General features: G+C 61.5%; 13 protein-coding genes and 3 rRNA genes. 15 read left to right on the forward strand and 1 reads right to left on the reverse strand.

The features are described from left to right. Window positions 1-61 precede the first annotated feature (61 nt). The 14 genes from J3D46_RS13145 to xerD all read left to right on the forward strand — a co-directional run bounded on the left by J3D46_RS13145 (window position 62) and on the right by xerD (window position 20,613). Window positions 62-2,290, forward strand: coding sequence for an ATP-binding domain-containing protein (locus J3D46_RS13145; RefSeq protein ID WP_231339230.1), 2,229 nt, complete (start codon window positions 62-64; stop codon window positions 2,288-2,290). Window positions 2,291-2,327: 37 nt separating this feature from the next. Beyond that, a complete protein-coding gene (gene tyrS / locus J3D46_RS13150; RefSeq protein ID WP_231339231.1) occupies window positions 2,328-3,638 on the forward strand; it encodes a tyrosine--tRNA ligase in 1,311 nt (436 codons plus the stop codon). 683 nt (window positions 3,639-4,321) lie between these two features. Continuing rightward, window positions 4,322-5,841 (forward strand): 16S ribosomal RNA (locus J3D46_RS13155). Between the two features lie 550 nt (window positions 5,842-6,391). Beyond that, window positions 6,392-9,536, forward strand: a 23S ribosomal RNA gene (locus J3D46_RS13160). A 145-nt stretch (window positions 9,537-9,681) separates the two neighbouring features. Further along, a 5S ribosomal RNA gene (rrf, locus tag J3D46_RS13165) occupies window positions 9,682-9,798 on the forward strand. Together the 16S, 23S and 5S rRNA genes form the textbook arrangement of a ribosomal RNA operon. Before the next feature lie 337 nt (window positions 9,799-10,135). Continuing rightward, on the forward strand, window positions 10,136-12,154 hold the full coding sequence (locus tag J3D46_RS13170; RefSeq protein ID WP_231343203.1) for a hypothetical protein: 2,019 nt from the start codon (window positions 10,136-10,138) through the stop codon (window positions 12,152-12,154). After that, window positions 12,147-13,133: an HAD-IIA family hydrolase gene (locus J3D46_RS13175; protein ID WP_231343202.1), complete on the forward strand. Its 987-nt coding sequence runs from the start codon at window positions 12,147-12,149 to the stop codon at window positions 13,131-13,133. Before J3D46_RS13170 ends, J3D46_RS13175 begins: the two co-directional genes overlap by 8 nt. 26 nt (window positions 13,134-13,159) lie before the next feature. Then, window positions 13,160-13,471: a hypothetical protein gene (locus J3D46_RS13180; protein WP_231343200.1), complete on the forward strand. Its 312-nt coding sequence runs from the start codon at window positions 13,160-13,162 to the stop codon at window positions 13,469-13,471. A 3-nt stretch (window positions 13,472-13,474) separates the two neighbouring features. After that, window positions 13,475-14,287, forward strand: a complete 813-nt coding sequence (locus J3D46_RS13185; RefSeq protein ID WP_231343198.1) for a TlyA family RNA methyltransferase — start codon at window positions 13,475-13,477, stop codon at window positions 14,285-14,287. A 13-nt stretch (window positions 14,288-14,300) separates the two neighbouring features. Then, window positions 14,301-15,332, forward strand: coding sequence for an NAD kinase (locus J3D46_RS13190; protein WP_231343197.1), 1,032 nt, complete (start codon window positions 14,301-14,303; stop codon window positions 15,330-15,332). 3 nt (window positions 15,333-15,335) lie between these two features. After that, a complete protein-coding gene (recN, locus tag J3D46_RS13195) occupies window positions 15,336-17,075 on the forward strand; it encodes a DNA repair protein RecN (protein WP_231343196.1) in 1,740 nt (579 codons plus the stop codon). A gap of 140 nt (window positions 17,076-17,215) precedes the next feature. Further along, a complete protein-coding gene (locus J3D46_RS13200) occupies window positions 17,216-18,961 on the forward strand; it encodes a CTP synthase (protein WP_231343193.1) in 1,746 nt (581 codons plus the stop codon). Between the two features lie 27 nt (window positions 18,962-18,988). After that, window positions 18,989-19,651, forward strand: a complete 663-nt coding sequence (locus tag J3D46_RS13205) for an NUDIX hydrolase (protein WP_231343190.1) — start codon at window positions 18,989-18,991, stop codon at window positions 19,649-19,651. 2 nt (window positions 19,652-19,653) lie between these two features. Further along, on the forward strand, window positions 19,654-20,613 hold the full coding sequence (gene xerD / locus J3D46_RS13210; protein ID WP_231343204.1) for a site-specific tyrosine recombinase XerD: 960 nt from the start codon (window positions 19,654-19,656) through the stop codon (window positions 20,611-20,613). Between the two features lie 42 nt (window positions 20,614-20,655). Here the strand turns inward: xerD and J3D46_RS13215 are convergent, their stop codons facing one another. Further along, window positions 20,656-21,426 (reverse strand): hypothetical protein, encoded by a 771-nt coding sequence (locus J3D46_RS13215; RefSeq protein WP_231343188.1) that lies wholly within the window; start codon window positions 21,424-21,426, stop codon window positions 20,656-20,658. Window positions 21,427-21,482: 56 nt separating this feature from the next. Here J3D46_RS13215 and J3D46_RS13220 point away from each other — a divergent pair, with 56 nt between their 5' ends. Then, window positions 21,483-21,980 carry an 8-oxo-dGTP diphosphatase gene (locus tag J3D46_RS13220; RefSeq protein ID WP_231343186.1) on the forward strand — a complete coding sequence of 166 codons (498 nt, stop codon included), beginning with the start codon at window positions 21,483-21,485 and terminating at the stop codon, window positions 21,978-21,980. Window positions 21,981-22,006 lie beyond the last annotated feature (26 nt).

A 22,006-nucleotide genomic window follows, 5' to 3' on the forward strand; every position in this document is an offset into this window, starting at 1 on the left:
ACGTTTACCAAAATCGCTGTAGAATGGTAGGTCTGTCTTTTGCGATAGGGGTTACGGTTCGATGCACGATGCTGATTTGGTCCACGAGCAGGAATATGTAGCTGGGCTGTACGCCCGGCTCGATGAGCTGCGCGCAGAAAAGCGCGCCCAGCTGGCGCAGGTGCGCAGGGCCGGCGCGGTGGGAACCATGCAGAACGTCTCAGAACGTGACGCATTCGCGGCACTGTACGAAGACCGCCTGGCCCAACTCGACGCCGTCGACGATCGCTTGGTCTTTGGCCGTCTGGACCTTGATTCCGGGGAAGCCCAGTACATCGGCCGCATAGGCCTGTCCACGGCCGACCTCCAGCGGCTGATGGTTGACTGGCGTGCGCCCGAGGCCGGCCACTTCTACCAGGCCACCGCGTTCGACCGACAAGGCGTGCGCCGCCGTCGTCACCTGATCCTGCAGGGACGCGACGTCAAAGCCATTGAGGACGACGTCCTGGACGCCGGGATGCTCGCCGACAACGACTCCCTTCAGGGCGAAGGCGCGTTGCTGGCTGCGCTGAACTCCAAGCGCACCGGTCGTATGTCCGACATCGTCGGAACCATCCAATCCGAGCAGGACCGGATCATCCGTTCCTCCATCTCGGGTGCGCTCGTGGTCCAGGGCGGTCCCGGAACCGGCAAGACCGCTGTGGCCCTGCACCGTGCGGCCTACCTGCTGTATACCCACCGCGATCGCCTCAAGAGTGCCGGCGTTCTCCTCGTTGGACCGTCGTCGTCCTTCATGCACTACATCGAACGTGTGCTGCCCTCGCTCGGTGAAACAGGCGTGGTCATGGCAAGCCTGGGGCGCCTCATGCCCGGAATCCACGCCGTACCGGAGGAAGACGCCGACGTCGCCGCTCTCAAGGGCAAGCTGGATATGGCCAAGGTGGTGGCCAACGCCGTCGCGAACCGCCAGCGGACACCGGCCGAGGACCGCATCCTCGAAGTTGATTCCCGCAAGCTGACACTGACCGTCCGTCAGGTTCGCCGTGCCCGTGAGAAGGCCCGCGCTACCGGCAAGCCGCACAACGAAGCCCGCCTGACGTTCGTCAAGATCCTGTTGCGAGAACTCACGGAACAGCTGACGGACCTTGTGGAGGAATCGAACATCGGCAACAACGCCGATCGCGCCTACTTGGCCGAAGATGTCAGGTCTGCACGGGACGTGCGCATCATGCTTAATCTTTGCTGGATGCCGATGACCCCGGAAAAGCTCATCTCCGAGCTCTTCAGCAAGCCGGCCATCCTTGAAGCTTGCACGCCGCACCTCACGCCCGGACAACGTGCGCTGCTGCAGCGCCCTGTAGACGCTCCGTGGACGGAAGCCGACGTCCCGCTGTTGGATGAGGCTGCCGAACTGCTGGGTGAGCTGGATCCGGCTGCGGGCAGGGGACTGGCCCAGCAGGAAGCGGATCGCGCCCGCGACGTCGCCAATGCAAAGCAGACTTTGGCGAACATGGAAGCAATGGGCGTCGACGTTCTTGTGTCGGCTGAGGAGCTCGCCGACCAGAATCAGGAACGTGAAGGACGCCTGACGGCGGCCGAGCGTGCCACCAGCGACCGTTCATGGGCCTTTGGCCACATCGTGGTTGACGAGGCCCAGGAACTATCACCCATGCAGTGGCGGCTCCTGGTGCGGCGCTGCCCGCTGAAGTCCTTCACCATCGTGGGTGACATTGCCCAAACCAGTGCCGCCGCTGGTGCTAATTCGTGGCAAAGCGCCTTGGCGCCGTCGTTCGGTGACCGCTGGACGCTCGAAGAACTCACCGTCAACTACCGCACGCCGTCCCAGATCGCAGAGGCCGCGGTCCGCATGGCCAACCGTGCCGGCCTCGTTGTCTCGGCGCCCAAGGCCGTACGCGAAGGTAAATGGTCACCCATCGTGGACCACGTGGAGGCAGATGGCATTGTGAAGCGCCTGGTTGAAATCCTGCCGGAGGAAGTCGAAGCGATCGACGGCGGCCTGCTGGCTGTCATCGCCGACGGACCGTTGCTGCCCCAGGCCACAGCGGCACTGCGGGAGGTCTACGGCCGCCGGATCGGCGCCGGGGCCGGCAGCTACGAGCAAGACATCGTGGTGATCAGCCCCAAGGAAGCCAAGGGCTTGGAATTCGATGGCGTTGTGGTCCTGGAACCGGCGGCAATGTTGAACCACGACCATGGCAAGGTGGGCGATCTCTACGTTGCCATGACCCGGGCAACGCAGCGGCTGCGCCTCATTGCTGCCGCGCCCGTACCTGCCGGCATCGAGCGCTAGGAAAAACGGGCCCTGCAATCCTGCTAACTTAGATCTCGTGTCACACGTAAACAACCTCGAGTCCCAGCACAACGATCCCGCCTTTGCCAACGTCTGGCAGGAGCTCAAATGGCGCGGCCTTGTCCACGTTTCCACTGATGAAACGGAACTGGAAAAGCTGCTCGCCGGGGACCCGATCACGTATTACTGTGGCTTCGATCCCACCGCGCCCTCGCTGCATCTGGGCAACCTTGTGCAGTTGCTGGTGATGCGCCGCCTGCAGTTGGCCGGTCACAAACCTTTGGGCCTGGTGGGTGGATCCACCGGCCTCATCGGCGACCCGCGTCCGACGGCGGAACGCACCTTGAACACTAAGGACACCGTTGCGGAGTGGGTCGGCTACCTTCAGGGCCAGGTGCGTCGCTTCCTTAGTTTCGACGGCGAAAATTCCGCCCGCATGGTCAACAACCTGGACTGGACGGCGCCGCTGAGCGCAATCGACTTCCTGCGTGAAATCGGTAAGCACTTCCGCGTGGGCACGATGCTCCGCAAGGATGCCGTCGCCTCGCGCCTGAGCTCGGACGAAGGCATCAGCTACACCGAGTTCAGCTACCAGATCCTGCAGGGAATGGACTACCTCCAGCTCTTCCGCGACTACGGCTGCGCCTTGCAGACGGGCGGCTCGGACCAGTGGGGCAACCTCACCAGCGGCACTGAACTCATCCGCAAGGTGGAGGGCAAGAGCGTGCACGCCATGGGTACGCCGCTCATCACCAACTCCGACGGCACCAAGTTCGGTAAGAGCGAGGGCAACGCCATCTGGCTGGACCCGGACATGTGCAGCCCGTACACGTTCTACCAATTCTGGCTGAACACTGCTGACGCGGACGTGGTGGACCGACTCAAGGTCTTCACGTTCCTCTCGCGCGCTGAAATTGAGGCGCTTGGACAAGCCGTGTCGGAACGTCCATTTGCCCGTGAAGGCCAGAAGAAGCTCGCTTTCGAAGTGACTTCCCTGGTCCACGGCGTCGACGCTACCGAGAAGGTCATTGCCGCTTCAGCCGCGCTCTTCGGAAACGGCGATCTTACGGTTCTGGACGAACGCACACTCGAAGCCGCTACGGCGGAACTTCCTTCGGCAAAGATCGGCACCGACGGACTGGGGATCATCGACCTCCTGGTTGCCTCGGGTCTGTCCGACAGCAAGTCCGCTGCCCGTCGGACTGTGGGGGAGGGCGGCGCGTACGTGAACAACACCAAGGTCTCCGATCCCGACGCCGTCATTGCCCAGGATCAACTGCTGCATGGCCGCTACCTGCTCCTTCGACGTGGCAAGAAAAATCTGGCCACCATTGAGGTTTCGGCCTAGGAATCCTGAAGTAGTCAGGGCCGGCAACCGTTATGGTTGCCGGCCCTTTCTGCGTCTGACCATGTTGTGCGCCGCGCGGTGGGCGTAAGCCGACGCCCGCTCACCTAATCGCCGTTTTTGGTCGACGCCCGCTCACCGGGGGCTGTGCTTGTGTGATGGGCTTCACTGAAACCTGTGGCTGCTGTTTTGGGCTGGTTGGCGTGTTTTTGGGGTTGTTTTCCTTGTGTTTGCGGGGTTTTTGGGTGGTGTTGGGGTGGATTTGGTGTGGGGGTGGGGCGCGTGTAAAGTTATTCGAGTCGCCGCCGCTGTTGCGGATTGATGGTGACAATCTCCCTTCAAATTGCCGGTTTCGGTGGTGCTTTGGTGCGCTGCTGGTTGGTGTGGGAGGCCCGGGTTCTGGTTTGCTTTGTGCGGCTGGTTCGGGTAAGTTTGAAAAGTTGCTCCGGAGCGATCCTGGACCCTGTGGGGTGTGGGTGGTGCCGGTTGTGTCTGTTGTTTGAGAACTCAATAGTGTGCCAAGTTTGTTGATACCGATTGTTTTATTGATTGGTTGAAATTTATGCCAGTTCTGTCATGCACCCCCGTGTGTGGTGGGCTGGTTTTCAGCTGGTTTCGAATTTTGTGCAGCCGTGTTCGCCGTTATTTCCGGTGGGTGTGGTTGTGTCTGTTTGATTTGTTTTACTTCAACGGAGAGTTTGATCCTGGCTCAGGATGAACGCTGGCGGCGTGCTTAACACATGCAAGTCGAACGATGATCCCAGCTTGCTGGGGGATTAGTGGCGAACGGGTGAGTAACACGTGAGTAACCTGCCCTTGACTCTGGGATAAGCCTGGGAAACTGGGTCTAATACCGGATATGACTCCTCATCGCATGGTGGGGGGTGGAAAGCTTTTGTGGTTTTGGATGGACTCGCGGCCTATCAGCTTGTTGGTGGGGTAATGGCCTACCAAGGCGACGACGGGTAGCCGGCCTGAGAGGGTGACCGGCCACACTGGGACTGAGACACGGCCCAGACTCCTACGGGAGGCAGCAGTGGGGAATATTGCACAATGGGCGCAAGCCTGATGCAGCGACGCCGCGTGAGGGATGACGGCCTTCGGGTTGTAAACCTCTTTCAGTAGGGAAGAAGCGAAAGTGACGGTACCTGCAGAAGAAGCGCCGGCTAACTACGTGCCAGCAGCCGCGGTAATACGTAGGGCGCAAGCGTTATCCGGAATTATTGGGCGTAAAGAGCTCGTAGGCGGTTTGTCGCGTCTGCTGTGAAAGACCGGGGCTCAACTCCGGTTCTGCAGTGGGTACGGGCAGACTAGAGTGATGTAGGGGAGACTGGAATTCCTGGTGTAGCGGTGAAATGCGCAGATATCAGGAGGAACACCGATGGCGAAGGCAGGTCTCTGGGCATTAACTGACGCTGAGGAGCGAAAGCATGGGGAGCGAACAGGATTAGATACCCTGGTAGTCCATGCCGTAAACGTTGGGCACTAGGTGTGGGGGACATTCCACGTTTTCCGCGCCGTAGCTAACGCATTAAGTGCCCCGCCTGGGGAGTACGGCCGCAAGGCTAAAACTCAAAGGAATTGACGGGGGCCCGCACAAGCGGCGGAGCATGCGGATTAATTCGATGCAACGCGAAGAACCTTACCAAGGCTTGACATGAACCGGTAATACCTGGAAACAGGTGCCCCGCTTGCGGTCGGTTTACAGGTGGTGCATGGTTGTCGTCAGCTCGTGTCGTGAGATGTTGGGTTAAGTCCCGCAACGAGCGCAACCCTCGTTCTATGTTGCCAGCGCGTTATGGCGGGGACTCATAGGAGACTGCCGGGGTCAACTCGGAGGAAGGTGGGGACGACGTCAAATCATCATGCCCCTTATGTCTTGGGCTTCACGCATGCTACAATGGCCGGTACAAAGGGTTGCGATACTGTGAGGTGGAGCTAATCCCAAAAAGCCGGTCTCAGTTCGGATTGGGGTCTGCAACTCGACCCCATGAAGTCGGAGTCGCTAGTAATCGCAGATCAGCAACGCTGCGGTGAATACGTTCCCGGGCCTTGTACACACCGCCCGTCAAGTCACGAAAGTTGGTAACACCCGAAGCCGGTGGCCTAACCCTTGTGGGGGGAGCCGTCGAAGGTGGGACCGGCGATTGGGACTAAGTCGTAACAAGGTAGCCGTACCGGAAGGTGCGGCTGGATCACCTCCTTTCTAAGGAGCTGCTAGCAACTGGTTGCTGCGCCTGCATGGGTGTGGTGGTGGTTGTCAGTGTTGCCCATTGCGCAGGCGTCTGTTCTGCGGTGGGTGCTCATGGGTGGAATATCAACGAATCAAACTTGTTTGGCATGGCCTTTACCGGTTGTGTCCTGGTGCCAGTACGGCGACCTGTGCCTCTTTGGGGTGTGGTGTTGTTTGGAACGTGGCCGGGGCGTGCGGTTTGTGGGGGTTGTGTTTGGCGCACTGTTGGGTCCTGAGGCAACAGGACCTTTTTGCAGCAATGCAGGGGGGCACTTCTGGTGTTTCTTTTGTTCCTGCTTCCGGTACTGCTGGTCACTGTTTTCAGCCCTGTGTGGGTTGTGGTGGGTGGTGGTCTGGTTGATGGGGTTGTTGTTTGAGAACTACATAGTGGACGCGAGCATCTAGAGCACGCACGTGGCTGATCCTTTTGGGGGTTGGTGTGTGTGTTCTTACAGCAATTTCTTATGAATGAACCTGGCCCTTGTGGTCGTGGTTCTCTCGAGTAAGTTTTTGATCTTTGTGTGGTCAAGTTTTTAAGGGCACACGGTGGATGCCTTGGCATTAGGAGCCGAAGAAGGACGTAGGAATCTGCGATAAGCCTGGGGGAGTTGATAACCGAGCGTTGATCCCAGGATGTCCGAATGGGGAAACCCCGCACAACGCTGTCATGGTGATTGTGTGACCCGCATCTGAACACATAGGGTGCGTGGGGGGAACGCGGGGAAGTGAAACATCTCAGTACCCGCAGGAAGAGAAAACAAGAGTGATTCCGTTAGTAGTGGCGAGCGAACGCGGATGAGGCTAAACCGTTCCATGTGTGATAGCCGGCGGGCGTTGCATGGGCGGGGTTGTGGGACTTTCCGTTTTGGTTCTGCCGGACCAATGGGGTGAGAGCATGAGCATAGGTGAACGGTCTTGAAAGGCCGGCCAGAGAGGGTGTGAGCCCCGTAACCGTAATGTTGTGTGCCGCCTGGAGAGGATCCCAAGTAGCACGGGGCCCGAGAAATCCCGTGCGAATCTGTCAGGACCACCTGATAAGCCTAAATACTTCCTAATGACCGATAGCGGACCAGTACCGTGAGGGAAAGGTGAAAAGTACCCCGGGAGGGGAGTGAAACAGTACCTGAAACCGTGTGCTTACAATCCGTCGGAGCCAGTCTGATTCTGGTGACGGCGTGCCTTTTGAAGAATGAGCCTGCGAGTTAGTGTTACGTCGCGAGGTTAACCCGTGTGGGGTAGCCGTAGCGAAAGCGAGTCTGAATAGGGCGAGTGTAGTGGCGTGATCTAGACCCGAAGCGGAGTGATCTACCCATGGCCAGGTTGAAGCGACGGTAAGACGTCGTGGAGGACCGAACCCACTTCAGTTGAAAATGGAGGGGATGAGCTGTGGGTAGGGGTGAAAGGCCAATCAAACTCCGTGATAGCTGGTTCTCCCCGAAATGCATTTAGGTGCAGCGTTGCGTGTTTCTTGCCGGAGGTAGAGCTACTGGATGGCCGATGGGCCCTACAAGGTTACTGACGTCAGCCAAACTCCGAATGCCGGTAAGTGAGAGCGCAGCAGTGAGACTGTGGGGGATAAGCTTCATAGTCGAGAGGGAAACAGCCCAGACCACCAACTAAGGCCCCTAAGCGTGTGCTAAGTGGGAAAGGATGTGGAGTTGCGAAGACAACCAGGAGGTTGGCTTAGAAGCAGCCATCCTTGAAAGAGTGCGTAATAGCTCACTGGTCAAGTGATTCCGCGCCGACAATGTAGCGGGGCTCAAGTACACCGCCGAAGTTGTGGATTTCACACATTGCCCTAGCCTTCGTGGTTCAGGGGTGTGGAGTGGTAGGGGAGCGTCGTGTGGGCAGTGAAGTCGCGGTGGAAACCAGCGGTGGAGCCTACACGAGTGAGAATGCAGGCATGAGTAGCGAAAGACGGGTGAGAAACCCGTCCGCCGAATGATCAAGGGTTCCAGGGTCAAGCTAATCTGCCCTGGGTAAGTCGGGACCTAAGGCGAGGCCGACAGGCGTAGTCGATGGACAACGGGTTGATATTCCCGTACCGGCGAAAAACCGCCCATGCCAAGCGGGGGATACTAACCGCCCGGAGCCTGCCCGCTCACCCTTGTGGTGTTGTGGGTTTTGGCCGAGCGCGGGACCTGATCCCGGGAGGTAAGCGTATTAACAGGTGTGACGCAGGAAGGTAGCCGGGCCGGGCGATGGTTGCCCCGGTCTAAGGATGTAGGGTCAGGGATAGGCAAATCCGTTCCTGTGTGTTTCGAGCACAATCCTGAGATCTGATGGGACTCCCGTTTGGGGGGATCCGGTGATCCTATGCTGCCAAGAAAAGCATCGACGCGAGGTTTTAGCCGCCCGTACCCCAAACCGACACAGGTGATCAGGTAGAGAATACCAAGGCGATCGAGAGAATTATGGTTAAGGAACTCGGCAAAATGCCCCCGTAACTTCGGGAGAAGGGGGGCCTGCCCCGTGATGGAGACTTGCTCTCCGTGAGCGGGTGTGGGCCGCAGAGACCAGGGGGAAGCGACTGTTTACTAAAAACACAGGTCCGTGCGAAGTCGCAAGACGATGTATACGGACTGACTCCTGCCCGGTGCTGGAAGGTTAAGAGGACCGGTTAGCCACTTGTGGCGAAGCTGAGAATTTAAGCCCCAGTAAACGGCGGTGGTAACTATAACCATCCTAAGGTAGCGAAATTCCTTGTCGGGTAAGTTCCGACCTGCACGAATGGAGTAACGACTTCCCCGCTGTCTCAACCATAAACTCGGCGAAATTGCAGTACGAGTAAAGATGCTCGTTACGCGCAGCAGGACGGAAAGACCCCGAGACCTTTACTATAGTTTGGTATTGGTGTTCGGAGTGGCTTGTGTAGGATAGGTGGGAGACGTTGAAACCTGGACGCCAGTTCGGGTGGAGTCATCGTTGAAATACCACTCTGGTCACTTTGGACATCTAACTTCGGCCCGTGATCCGGGTCAGGGACAGTGCCTGATGGGTAGTTTAACTGGGGCGGTTGCCTCCTAAAAAGTAACGGAGGCGCCCAAAGGTTCCCTCAGCCTGGTTGGCAATCAGGTGTCGAGTGTAAGTGCACAAGGGAGCTTGACTGTGAGAGAGACATCTCAAGCAGGGACGAAAGTCGGGACTAGTGATCCGGCGGTACATTGTGGAATGGCCGTCGCTCAACGGATAAAAGGTACCTCGGGGATAACAGGCTGATCTTGCCCAAGAGTCCATATCGACGGCATGGTTTGGCACCTCGATGTCGGCTCGTCGCATCCTGGGGCTGGAGTAGGTCCCAAGGGTTGGGCTGTTCGCCCATTAAAGCGGTACGCGAGCTGGGTTTAGAACGTCGTGAGACAGTTCGGTCCCTATCCGCTGCGCGCGCAGGAAATTTGAGAAGGGCTGTCCTTAGTACGAGAGGACCGGGACGGACGAACCTCTGGTGTGTCAGTTGTACTGCCAAGTGCATCGCTGATTAGCTACGTTCGGATGGGATAACCGCTGAAAGCATCTAAGCGGGAAGCTCGCTTCAAGATGAGATTTCCATACACATTTATGTGTGAGAGGCCCCCAGCCAGACCACTGGGTTGATAGGCCGGATGTGGAAGCGAGGACTAAAGACTCGTGAAGCTGACCGGTACTAATAGGCCAACAACTTACACCACACAACACACTGCACGCGTCCACTATGTGGTTCCCGAACAACAACCCGCTTGTTCCAGGAACAAAAACACAACAAAATAACAACACCACAGTTGTAACCACGCTTCCCACCCACCCCACCACCGGGGCGCGGACGGGTAACAAAGTTACGGCGGTCATAGCGTGGGGGAAACGCCCGGTCCCATTCCGAACCCGGAAGCTAAGACCCACAGCGCCGATGGTACTGCACCCGGGAGGGTGTGGGAGAGTAGGACACCGCCGGACAACCATTAAGAAGAGCCCCGACCACGACGGTCGGGGCTCTTCACATTTAACCACCAACACAGCGTCCACTACATGGCTTCGTGCCTTTAACCAGCAGAGTAGATACCCGGTAAGAGGTGACCAACCAGGAGCAACCGCGAGTGCAAGGGGCCTGTGAGACTTGCCACGGGGCACCTCTAAGAGCCCCCTTACGTTCGGCGGCCGTGGTCGCGTCGAATAGAATTGCATAAGACATACGAGTCGGTAGCTGAGCGCTGCCGGCGGCGTGACAACGAAATAAGGGTTATGAGCGACTACGCACGCGCCAGTGGTCGGCTCGCAACAGGAGGAATCCACCATGGCTGAGCACAACGGCGGCAATCGCGGCGGTAATCGCGGAAACTTCGGCGGGAACCGGGATGACCGCGGTTCGTACCGCCCCAACAACAACTCAGGCGGCGATCCCCGTGGGTTCCGTTCCAGGGAGAACCGGGACGGCAATGATCGTCCGGCCCGTGATGGCGAGCGTCGCTCGTTCAACAATGACCGTGGGGATCGTAAGCCGTTCGGTGACCGTCCGGCCCGTGATGGCGAGCGTCGCTCGTTCAACAATGACCGTGGGGATCGTAAGCCGTTCGGTGACCGTCCGGCCCGTGATGGCGAACGCGGCTCCTTCGGCGGAGACCGTGATCGTAAGCCCTTCGGTGACCGCAGCGATCGTCCTGCCCGTGATGGCGAGCGTCGCCCGTTCAACAATGACCGTGGTGATCGTAAGCCCTTCGGTGACCGCAGCGATCGTCCTGCCCGTGACGGCGAACGTCGCTCCTTCGGCGGCGACCGCGATCGTAAGCCCTTCGGCGACCGTGACCGTAAGCCCTTCGGCGACCGCAATGACCGTCCGGCCCGCGATGGCGAACGCCGTCCGTTCAACAATGACCGTGGTGATCGTAAGCCCTTCGGTGACCGCAATGACCGTCCGGCCCGTGATGGCGAACGTCGCTCCTTCGGCGGCGACCGTGATCGTAAGCCCTTCGGCGACCGCAATGACCGTCCTGCCCGGGACGGCGAACGCCGCTCCTTCGGCGGCGACCGCGACCGTAAGCCCTTCGGCGACCGCAATGACCGTCCTGCCCGCGATGGCGAACGCCGCCCGTTCAACAATGACCGCGGTGATCGCAAGCCGTTTGGCGACCGTCCCGAACGTGGTCCGCGGGAATTCGATGGTCCCCGTCGTGATGGCGATGATCGCCGCCCGTTCAACAATGACCGTGGTGATCGTAAGCTCTTCGGTGACCGCAATGACCGTCCGGCCCGTGACGGCGAACGTCGCTCCTTCGGCGGCGACCGCGACCGCAACGACCGCGGCAACTCCTGGGAAGACCGTCCGGCCCGCGTTCCGAACGCCAAGGACATCCGCAGCTCCAACCGTCCCGACCGCGAACGCTCTCCCGAGATTGACGAGGACGTTACGGGCAAGGAACTAGATCGTGCCACGGGTCACCAGATCAAGACCCTCGAGGAGCAGAGCGCAGGCTGGGTGGCCAAGCACCTGGTGATGGCCGGCCGCTTGATCGACATTGAGCCCGAGCTGGCCTTCCAGCACGCATTGGCCGCAAGCCGTCGCGGCGGGCGCCTTTCGGTTGTTCGTGAAGCTGTGGGCCTGACGGCCTACGCCGCGGGCCACTATGGCGAGGCGCTGCGTGAGTTCCGTACGTACCGCCGCATCAGTGGCTCCAACGTGCACTTGCCTGTGATGGCTGACTGCGAGCGTGGCCTCGGACGTCCGGACCGTGCACTGGATATGGTTCGTTCTCCTGAAGCCCAGGACCTTGATGCTCCGGGCAAGGTGGAGCTCGCCATGGTCGCTTCCGGCGCCCGCACAGATCTCAAGCAGTTTGATGCTGCTGTCACCGAATTGGAGATCCCCCAGCTGGACATCAACCGGGCCTTCTCCTACAGCCCGCGTTTGTTCCGCGCCTACGCTGAAGCCCTCAGCGCGGTGGGTCGTACCGAGGAAGCGGACAAGTGGGCCCGCCAGGCGCTCGTGGCAGAGAATGCCTTGGGCGTTGGCGACTTCGCTGAGCCGGAGATCCTCGACCTTGGCTGGGACGAGCAGGAAGAAGCAGCTGCGCGTAAGCCGCGCTTCGAAAAGCGGGCCCCGGAGGCCGACGTCGTAAAGCTTGAAACGGAAACGGTCATCGCGGAAGCCGCGGCGGCCGACGTTGAGCACGATGAGGTTGATCTTGACGACGCCGAGTCGGACTACTTCGAGTCGGATGACGCGGAGTCGGACATCGACTCAGCTGAGGAAGAAGCTGAGGAAGCAGCCAAGGAAGAAGACACCGAGAACGAGGGCAACGACTCCCAGCATGGCTGATTCACTGATCTCATCCTTTGATGCTGTCCTTTCAGACCTGGATGGTGTGGTTTATGCAGGACCGCATGCCATCCCGGGGGCCGTGGAGTCATTGCGGCGTCTCGAAACCGTGGGCGTTGGCCTGGGTTATGTGACTAACAATGCCTCCCGGACACCGGCCCAGGTCGCGGCGCACCTGCGTGAGTTGGGTGCGCCGGCGGAGGACCATCAGGTGGTCAGTTCCTCCCAGGCAGCAGGGGAGCTTCTGGCTTCCATGCTGCCTGCGGGGGCGCATGTGCTCATCACGGGCAGCGCGGCCTTGGCCCATGAGATCGAATTGGTTGGCCTTAAGCCGGTTCACAGTGCTGCCGAGTCCCCTGTGGCCGTAGTCCAGGGCTTCAATCCGGAAATTGGTTGGAAGGATCTCGCGGAGGCATCGTATGTGGTGGCCGGGGGAGCCATGTGGTTTGCCACCAACACGGACATGTCCATTCCGCAGGCCCGCGGTATGGCGCCGGGGAATGGCACGCTGGTGGCCGCGGTGGCAGCGGCCACGGGAAAGACCCCCTTGGTGGCAGGTAAGCCGGAGGCTCCGCTGTTCCATGCCGCCGCAAAGCGGCTCAACTCCACCCGGCCCCTGGTGGTCGGAGACCGCCTCGACACCGACATCCTGGGCGGTAACCGCGCTGGATTTGCGACGGCGGCCGTCCTCACCGGCGTGGACACCACCCGCACCATTCTGGCGGCGCGGACCGACGAACGTCCCGACTATCTCCTCGCGGACCTTGGGGGCCTTTACGCGCCATACCCCGAGGTCGTCAGCGACGGCGGAACGTTCCGTTGCGGTGCGGCCTCAGCGGTTGCCGGGGATGGCACAGTCACGGTAACCGGTGACGAGGACGACCTTGACGCTTGGCGCGCGGCCTGCGCAGCCTGGTGGGCGGCAGTTCCCACCACGGCCGTAGCTCAGGCGCCGCAGCTGGACTGGCAAACTCAGTAGACTGGCAAACTCACTAGACTGGTGCGATGACCGAGCCCAACAACCTTCCGGAACCGGAACCGGAAAGCCGCAGCGGCCAAGAGGGCCCGGAAGGCCACATGCTTGACAGCCCCGAACCGGAACGCCCCGAGGTTCAATGGCCGGACGCCGCGACTCCCACGGGAGACCCGCTGGTGGACAAGGCCTTGGGGCTCTTGGGCCTTGTGCCAGCGACTCCTGTGGCAGACCACGGTGACCTTTACTCAGGAATTCATGACTTCCTGCTGGAGGCCCTGGACGCCGAGCCCGGACTTCCGGCGTCCCCCAAAAGCATCCCCCGCCCGGAAGGCGACAGCTAAGGCATGGCACGTCTCGATCAGGAACTCGTCACCCGTGGGCTGGCGAGGTCCCGTACCCATGCCGCAAAGCTCATCAGCGACGGAAAGGTCAGTTCGGCAGGAACTGTCCTCGCGAAGGCCTCCATCCAAGTAAATGCTGACACTGAATTGGACGTGGAAGCCCATCTGGAGGACATCTACGTCAGCCGCGCCGGGCACAAGCTGGACGGCGCGCTGAAGGCGTTTCCCGCCGTCGTGGTTTCCGGAAAGCGGTGCCTCGACGCCGGTGCCTCCACAGGTGGCTTTACCGATGTCCTGCTCCGGCAGGGAGCGGCAAGTGTGGTGGCGGTGGACGTCGGGCACGGCCAGTTGGTGCCGCACCTCCGTGATGACGTCCGTGTGGACGTCCACGAGGGCCTTAACGTCAGGTACATGACTCCCGAGCAGATAGGTGGTCCGGCGCAGCTGACGGTTGCTGATCTGTCCTTCATTTCTTTGACCCTCGTGGTGGCGCCGCTGGCTTACTGCACTGAACCCGGCGGCGACCTTGTCCTGATGGTCAAGCCGCAGTTCGAAGTGGGCAAGGAGCGGCTGAGCCGAACCGGGGTGGTCTCATCCGAGAATGAACGACGGCGGGCCGTTGCCCAGGTTGCGCGGGCTGCGGTGGACGCGGGGCTGGATCTGATGGACCTCGCGGCCAGTCCGCTTCCGGGCCAGGACGGAAATGTTGAGTACTTCCTGTGGATGAAGCGCAGGATGTCCGCTGTGTTGCCTAAGATCGAAGAGCGTGACGGGGACGTTGCTGCGTTGATCAAGAAACTCTGGCCGAACCACTAGAAAGCAGAACCCGATGAGCAGGCGTGTACTTGTCCTTGCCCACACAGGGCGGGAGGAATCGCTCCGTGCAGCGTGGGATGCCTGTACGCAACTGCATTCGTCAGGCTTGGTGCCCGTGCTGCAAAAGTCCGAGCTCGCCGATATTGAGCGGTTTTTCGGTGCGTTGGATACGCCTATTGAGATTCTCAACGACCACGTCAACCTGGAGGACGTGGAGTTGGTCATGGTCCTGGGCGGCGACGGAACCATCCTGCGGGCCGCAGAGTTGGTCCGAGAAGTGGACGTCCCGCTGCTGGGTGTGAACCTGGGTCACGTTGGCTTCCTGGCCGAGAGTGAACGCGCCGACCTCGCCCAGACCGTCGAGTGGATTGCCAGCCGTCAGTACACGGTGGAAGAGCGCATGACCATCGACGTCCAGGTCTGGGTCAAGGGCCAGAAGATTTGGCACACGTGGGCGCTGAACGAGGCAGCCATTGAGAAGGCCAACCGCGAACGCATGTTGGAAGTCGTCACGGAAGTGGATGAACGTCCGTTGACGTCCTTCGGATGTGATGGCGTTGTCCTGGCAACCCCCACGGGTTCCACTGCCTATGCCTTTTCGTCCGGCGGGCCAGTGGTATGGCCTGAGGTGGAAGCCTTGGTCATCGTTCCCATCAGTGCCCATGCGCTGTTCGCCAAGCCCTTGGTGGTGTCGCCGAGGTCGAAGCTGGCCGTGGAAATCATGAGCAGGACCGACGCCTTGGGCGTCCTCTGGTGCGATGGGCGGCGTTCCGTGGATCTCCCTCCGGGTGCCCGCGTTGAAGTCACGCGCTCCGCGACTCCGGTGCGGCTCGCGCGCACACACAAGACGCCGTTCTCAGCCCGGCTTGTCCGCAAGTTCGAGCTGCCCATCCACGGCTGGCGTGGCCCGGCTCCCCGGAGCGGCGAAGTCCACACCGGTCCCATCCCCGTCATCCGTACCCTTTCACCGGCTCCGTTGCCCAGTCCGCGGGATGTAGATGGTCCCCGGGACGGTGACCTTCCCGACTCCACGAATGCGAAGTGAACCATGCTTGAAGAACTCCGAATCCGTGACCTTGGCGTCATAACCGACGCCGCCCTGCCGCTGGGGCCTGGCCTGAGCGTCGTGACCGGCGAAACCGGCGCGGGCAAGACCATGGTGGTGACCGCCGTCGGGCTTCTTCTGGGTGCCCGATCGGATGCCGGCGCCGTCCGTAGCGGCGCCAAGTCCGCATCCGCCGAAGCTGTGCTGAAGCTGGACCCCGCGCACAGCGCTGTGGAGCGTGCCAAGGAGGCCGGCGGCGAAGCGGAAGAGTTCGACGGCGTGGCTGAGCTCCTGCTGGCCCGCACCGTGGGTGCCGATGGTCGCAGCCGGGCATACGTTGGCGGGCGCGCGGCACCTGTGGGCGTGTTGGCCGAACTGGGGGAGAGCCTGGTGGTGGTCCATGGCCAGTCGGACCAGATCCGTCTCAAGAGCGCCACTGCGCAGCGGCATGCCCTGGACAGGTTTGCCGGGGCACCACTGGCGAAGGTGCTGGGGGAGTACCAAGAACTCTATAACCACTGGAAAGCCATCCAGGCAGAACTTGAAACGCTCCGCAGCGAAGCCCGCGAACGCCTGCGGGAAGCTGAGTCTTTGGACGCGGCCCTGAAGGAAATTGACGAAGTGGATCCTCAGCCTGGTGAGGACGACACGCTGAAGGCCGAGGCAGTGAAGCTGGCCAACGTGGAAGAACTCCGGTTGGCGGCAGCGGCCGCCCATGAGTCCCTCATCGCCGAGGAATTCGGGGATGCAGGGGATGCAACGTCCATGGTGGATGCGGCGAAACGGACTCTGGAACACGTAGCCGACCACGACGAAGAACTGCGATCCGCTGCTGCCCGGCTTGCCGAGGTGGGATTCCTGCTCAACGACATCGCGGCCGAGCTCTCAAGCTACCAAGCCGCCTTGGACACCGAAGGCCCTGAGCGGCTCTCCGAAATCGAGGAACGCCGGGCCGCCCTGGCCAAGCTGATCCGCAAATATGCCCCGAGTATCGACGAAGTGCTCGAATGGGCGGCTACTGCGAGGACGCGCCTGGACGAGTTGCAGGATGACTCCAGTCGGATCGAGTCCCTGGATGCTGAAGTGGCCTCTGCGGAGGCAACTCTCCGCAAGCAGGCATCGGCCATCAGCAAGGCCCGCCTCAAAGCGGCCAAGGACCTCTCAGCCCGGGTGAGCGCGGAGCTGAAGGCCTTGGCGATGGCGGACGCCACGTTGGTCATCGAGGTCGATGGCAGCGGCGCGCTGGGCCCGTGGGGCTCCGACGAGATCGCTTTCCTCCTCCAGCCGCACTCAGGCGCCCCGGCACGTCCGTTGGGCAAGGGAGCCTCCGGGGGTGAACTGTCCAGGGTCATGTTGGCCATCGAGGTAGTGCTCGCCGCAGTCGATCCTGTTCCGACGTTCGTCTTCGATGAGGTGGACGCAGGCGTGGGTGGGCGTGCCGCCGTCGAAATCGGACGCCGGCTCGCCATGCTGGCCCGCCACGTCCAGGTCCTGGTGGTAACGCACCTGCCCCAGGTAGCTGCCTTCGCCGATCAGCACATCCGCGTGACAAAAACGTCCGTGCGGGGCGCCGACGGGAAGACGACCACAGGTTTCACCTCCAGTGACGTCCAGCTGCTGAGCGATGACGAGCGCGTCAAGGAACTGGCCCGCATGCTGGCCGGGCAAGAGGACTCTGAGTCCGCGCAGGCGCACGCCCAGGAATTGTTGGACGACGCGAAGCTCCTGCCGCAGCGCGCTTAGCTTTGGAACGAGGCGCCGAGGGGAGTGCGAGCACTATCACATCCGGATACTTAATCCCGCCCGGCTCTTGCTTGGAATGCGGTGGTGAGCAACTATTGACCATTTGGGGAATCCGAACAGACGCTTGGAAGGCGTAATTGATGATAAGCTCGAATTCCGTGGTGCAGCGATCAAATTCCCGTGTAAATTCCCGGTTCCCGGGCTCGTCCAAGACGACCAAACACATCTTCGTCACCGGTGGTGTGGCGTCCTCGCTCGGTAAGGGTCTGACGGCTTCAAGCCTCGGCCACCTGCTGCGGGCACGCGGTTTGTCTGTAACTATGCAGAAGCTCGATCCCTACCTGAACGTGGATCCGGGCACGATGAACCCCTTCCAGCACGGCGAAGTATTCGTGACGGATGACGGCGCCGAAACCGACCTCGACATCGGACATTACGAGCGCTTCCTCGATGAAAACCTTGAAGGTTCGGCCAACGTCACGACGGGCCAGATCTACTCCACCGTTATCGCCAAGGAACGTCGCGGCGAATACCTCGGAGACACCGTCCAGGTCATTCCGCACATCACCGATGAAATCAAGCGCCGCATGCGCCTGCCTGCCGAGGGCAAGAACGCTCCGGACGTCATCATCACCGAAATCGGCGGCACGGTGGGCGACATCGAGTCGCAGCCGTTCCTGGAGTCGGCCCGCCAGGTCCGCCAGGATGTTGGCCGCAACAACGTCTTCTTCCTGCACGTCTCGCTGGTCCCGTACATCGGTCCTTCCCAGGAACTGAAGACCAAGCCGACGCAGCACTCCGTGGCAGCGCTCCGCTCCATTGGTATCCAGCCTGAAGCGATCGTGATCCGCTCCGACCGCGAAGTGCCGGACGCCATGCGTGAGAAGATCGGCCGCATGTGCGACGTCGACATCGATGCCGTGGTTAACGCCGCCGACGCACCCAGCATTTACGACATCCCCAAGACCCTTCACTCACAGGGCCTGGATTCCTACATCGTCCGTGCGTTGGACCTGCCGTTCAAGGACGTTGACTGGAGCAAGTGGGACAAGCTGCTTGAAGCCGTCCACAACCCCAAGCATGAGGTTGAGGTTGCACTGGTGGGCAAGTACATCGACCTTCCGGACGCTTACCTCTCGGTCACAGAGGCACTGCGCGCCGGCGGTTTCGCCAACGAAGCCAAGGTCAAGATCCGCTGGGTCCCCTCGGACGAGTGCGAAACCCTCGCAGGTGCGACCAAGGCCCTCGCCGGTGTAGACGCAATTTGCGTGCCCGGTGGCTTCGGCATCCGTGGCCTTGAGGGAAAGCTCGGCGCGTTGAAGTTCGCCCGTGAAACCAAGCTCCCGGTCCTGGGCCTGTGCCTTGGCCTGCAGTGCATGGTGATCGAGTACGCCCGCAACGTCGTTGGCCTCGAAGGTGCTTCCTCCAGCGAGTTCGAGCCCGATTCCAAGTACCCGGTCATTGCCACCATGGAAGAGCAGCTGGACATCGTGGACGGCAAGGGCGACCTCGGCGGCACCATGCGCCTGGGCCTGTATGAAGCCAAGCTGGACGAGGGCTCGGTCATTGCCGAGACCTACGGCACCACCACGGTCAGCGAACGCCACCGCCACCGCTACGAGGTCAACAACAAGTACCGCGAGCAGATCGCTGCCAAGGGCCTGGTGTTCTCCGGTACCTCTCCCGATGGCAAGCTGGTGGAGTACGTTGAGCTTCCCCGCGAAGTCCACCCGTTCTACGTGGCAACACAGGCGCACCCGGAGCTCAGCTCCCGCCCGACGCGTCCGCACCCGCTGTTCGCAGGCCTGGTCAAGGCTGCCCTGGAGCGTCGTGAAGGCGTAGCCGTGGACACCAAGTCCGATGCCCGCGCGGTAGCTGCCAAGTAAACGCAAGAACTAACGAAGGACGGCGCGATGCCCGGTATTTCTGAAACCCCCCGCACTTCAAGGCAGGTTTCGGATATGCCGAGCCCGCGCCGTCTTTTGTCTACCAACAAGGTTTACGAAGGCCGCATTTGGGACGTCGTCAGCGACTCGTTCCAGCTCAGCGAAGACACTGACACCCTGGTTCGCGACTACATCGACCATCCGGGCGCCGTAGCGGTGCTTCCCATGAACGTGGACGGCGAGATCCTGCTGTTGAAGCAGTATCGGCATCCCGTGGGTATGGACCTCTGGGAGATTCCGGCCGGCCTCCTTGATATCGAAGGCGAGGACTTCGTGGTGGGCGCGGCACGGGAGCTGGCAGAAGAAGCTGACCTCAACGCGGCCACGTGGAACGTCCTGGCGGACTTCTTTAACTCGCCGGGCTCGTCCAGTGAGGCCATCCGCATCTATTTGGCACGCGGACTCAGCGATGTCCCGGAAGCGGATCGCCACACCCGCACCGACGAAGAGGCGGAGATCGAGTTGCATTGGGTTCCCCTCGAAGACGCGGTACGGGCTGTGCTCGAGGGCCGCCTCCACAATCCCTCGGCGGTAGTCGGTATCTTGGCTGCTGCTGCCGCGAAAGCTGATGGATTCACCAGCCTTCGTCCTGCCAACGCGCCGTGGCCGGCCCATCCGAGCCAGCGCTGAGCATGGCCGAAGCCGCCACGCGAACTCCTACCGGCATTGATCGCGCAGTAACGGACTACCTTCAGCATGTAGGTGTAGAGCGCGGCCTGGCCGCGAATACCCTGGCTGCGTACCGCCGTGACCTGGCCAGGTACTCGAATTTCCTGGCGACACAGGGAGTGGAACGGCCCGGCAATATTACCCGGCATCACGTGACCGCTTTCGTTCAGGCACTGTCAGACGGCAGCGACGGTGCCGCTGTGCTGGGTGTGCGCTCTGCGGCGCGAACAGTTGTGGCCGTCCGCGGACTTCACAAGTTCTGGGCGCTGGAAGGAACCACGACGGCGGACCCCGCCAGCGATGTCCACCCGCCCATGCCCGGCAAGCGGCTTCCAAAAGCCATCAGCGTTGGCGAGGTCACGCGCATCCTGGAGGCGGCGGGCGCGGATACGCCTACCGGGCTCAGGGACCGCGCACTCCTTGAATTCCTGTACTCCACCGGAGCCCGCATCAGCGAGGCCGTCGGTTTGGACGTGGACGACGTTTCCCTCGAAGACGCCGGTGGCGATCCCGCCATCGTGCGGTTGTTCGGTAAGGGTTCCAAGGAGAGGCTGGTGCCCCTTGGCTCTTACGGAGCCCGCGCCGTCGGGGCCTATGTTGTCCGTGGCAGGCCGCTGCTGGCGTCCAAGGGCAAAGGCACGCCGGCGCTGTTCCTCAACGCCCGGGGTGGCCGGATCAGCAGGCAGAGCGCCTGGACCATCCTCAAGGTGGCGGCCGAAAAGGCCAACATCACCAAGGACGTCTCGCCGCACACCCTGAGGCACTCTTTCGCGACACACCTGCTTGAGGGTGGTGCGGATGTCAGGGTGGTGCAGGAGTTACTGGGTCACGCCTCGGTGACCACCACGCAGGTTTATACGTTGGTCACCGCGGATACGCTGCGCGAGGTTTATGCAGCGGCGCACCCCAGAGCGCTCGGCTAACCAGGGCGCTCGGCTAACCAGGGCGCTCGGCCAGCCGCCCAGTTACCCGAGTACGTCCAGCGTCACTTCCAGGGCGTCGACGAACAGTGCCAACAACGAGGTCACCAGGCCTGCCACCAGCAAGAGTCCCGGGTGGGCGAGCCCCACCACCACCCGCTTGAGCTCGGGGCGTCCTTTGAGGAACTTCTTGGGAACCCTCGTCTTCACCGGTACTTGCCGCCAGCCCCGCAACCGCCGCAGGAACCACGCACAGCGCACGATGAACGCCATCCAGAGGATCGAAAGCACCAGTGGAACCGCGGCCAGCATGATATTGAAGCCGAGGGCCGTGACTTCCTTTTCGGAGTCGCCTATCAAGGACTGGACCGTTGTGGAGATGGAGGCGCTCATCACCACGGAGGCGGCCCACACCATGAAGGCAGCAACGAGCGCCAGGAACCGCACGAAGAAATGACCCAGTACCGTTGCGTCCACAGCCCTGAGGTGGCTCCGGGGCGTGGCATGCAGGACCACCAGCGTCGAGACCAAGGTAGGCAAGGCAGCCAGAAGGACCAACAGGTACCAGCTCCATCCGGCGAGGTCCACCACTTCGTCCAACACGATGAGTCCGGACCATACGACCGTCCAGGCCCAGCCTGCGTAGAGCGGGTGCGCCACCAGCCATCGGGGCAGCCACGTGTCCCGCTCCGGCCTCGCTTTGCGAACAGTTTCAGAAGCAGCTTCGTCGCCGGCACCACCCACGGTGGACTGCAGCTCAGCGGCGTCGTCGACGGCGGCCACTGTGGCGCGCACGTCACCCCCACCTTCAGTCATGGGCTCACTGTAGCAATGGCGGCCGCGGCAGGGGAGATCAGGTTAAGGTAGGCAGCATGACTGCAGCCCATGTGACCTTGTGCTTCCTCCTCCGCGACGGCGCGGACGGCGAACATGTTCTGCTGGGGACCAAGAAGACTGGTTTTGGCCGGGGCAAAATTGTGGGTGTCGGCGGACACGTGGAGTTGGGGGAGACCGCCTCGCAGGCGGCGTGCCGGGAGGTCATGGAGGAGATCAATGTAGTGGTCCGTGCCCCGGATCTGATTCCGGCGGGCAGTGTCGACTTTGTGTTTCCGGCCAGGCCGGATTGGAACATGGCCACAACGGTGTTCCTCACTCGATCATGGGAGGGAGATCCGTCCGAAAGCGACGAGATCGCCCCTGAGTGGTTCCCCGTTGCCCGGCTTCCGGTGGAACGCATGTGGGCCGATGCCGAGCATTGGCTGCCGGCCATGATCTCGGGTCAGCGGATCGCCGTGCGTGTTGCGTTGGCCGAGGACAACGAGAGTGTGGCCGACGTGAGCACCGTTGAGTGGGTGGACCAGGAGCCTTAAGGGTGGACCGGGAGCCTTAGGAACAG

The organism is Paenarthrobacter sp. A20, from assembly GCF_024168825.1.
Classification (GTDB): Bacteria; Actinomycetota; Actinomycetes; order Actinomycetales; family Micrococcaceae; genus Arthrobacter.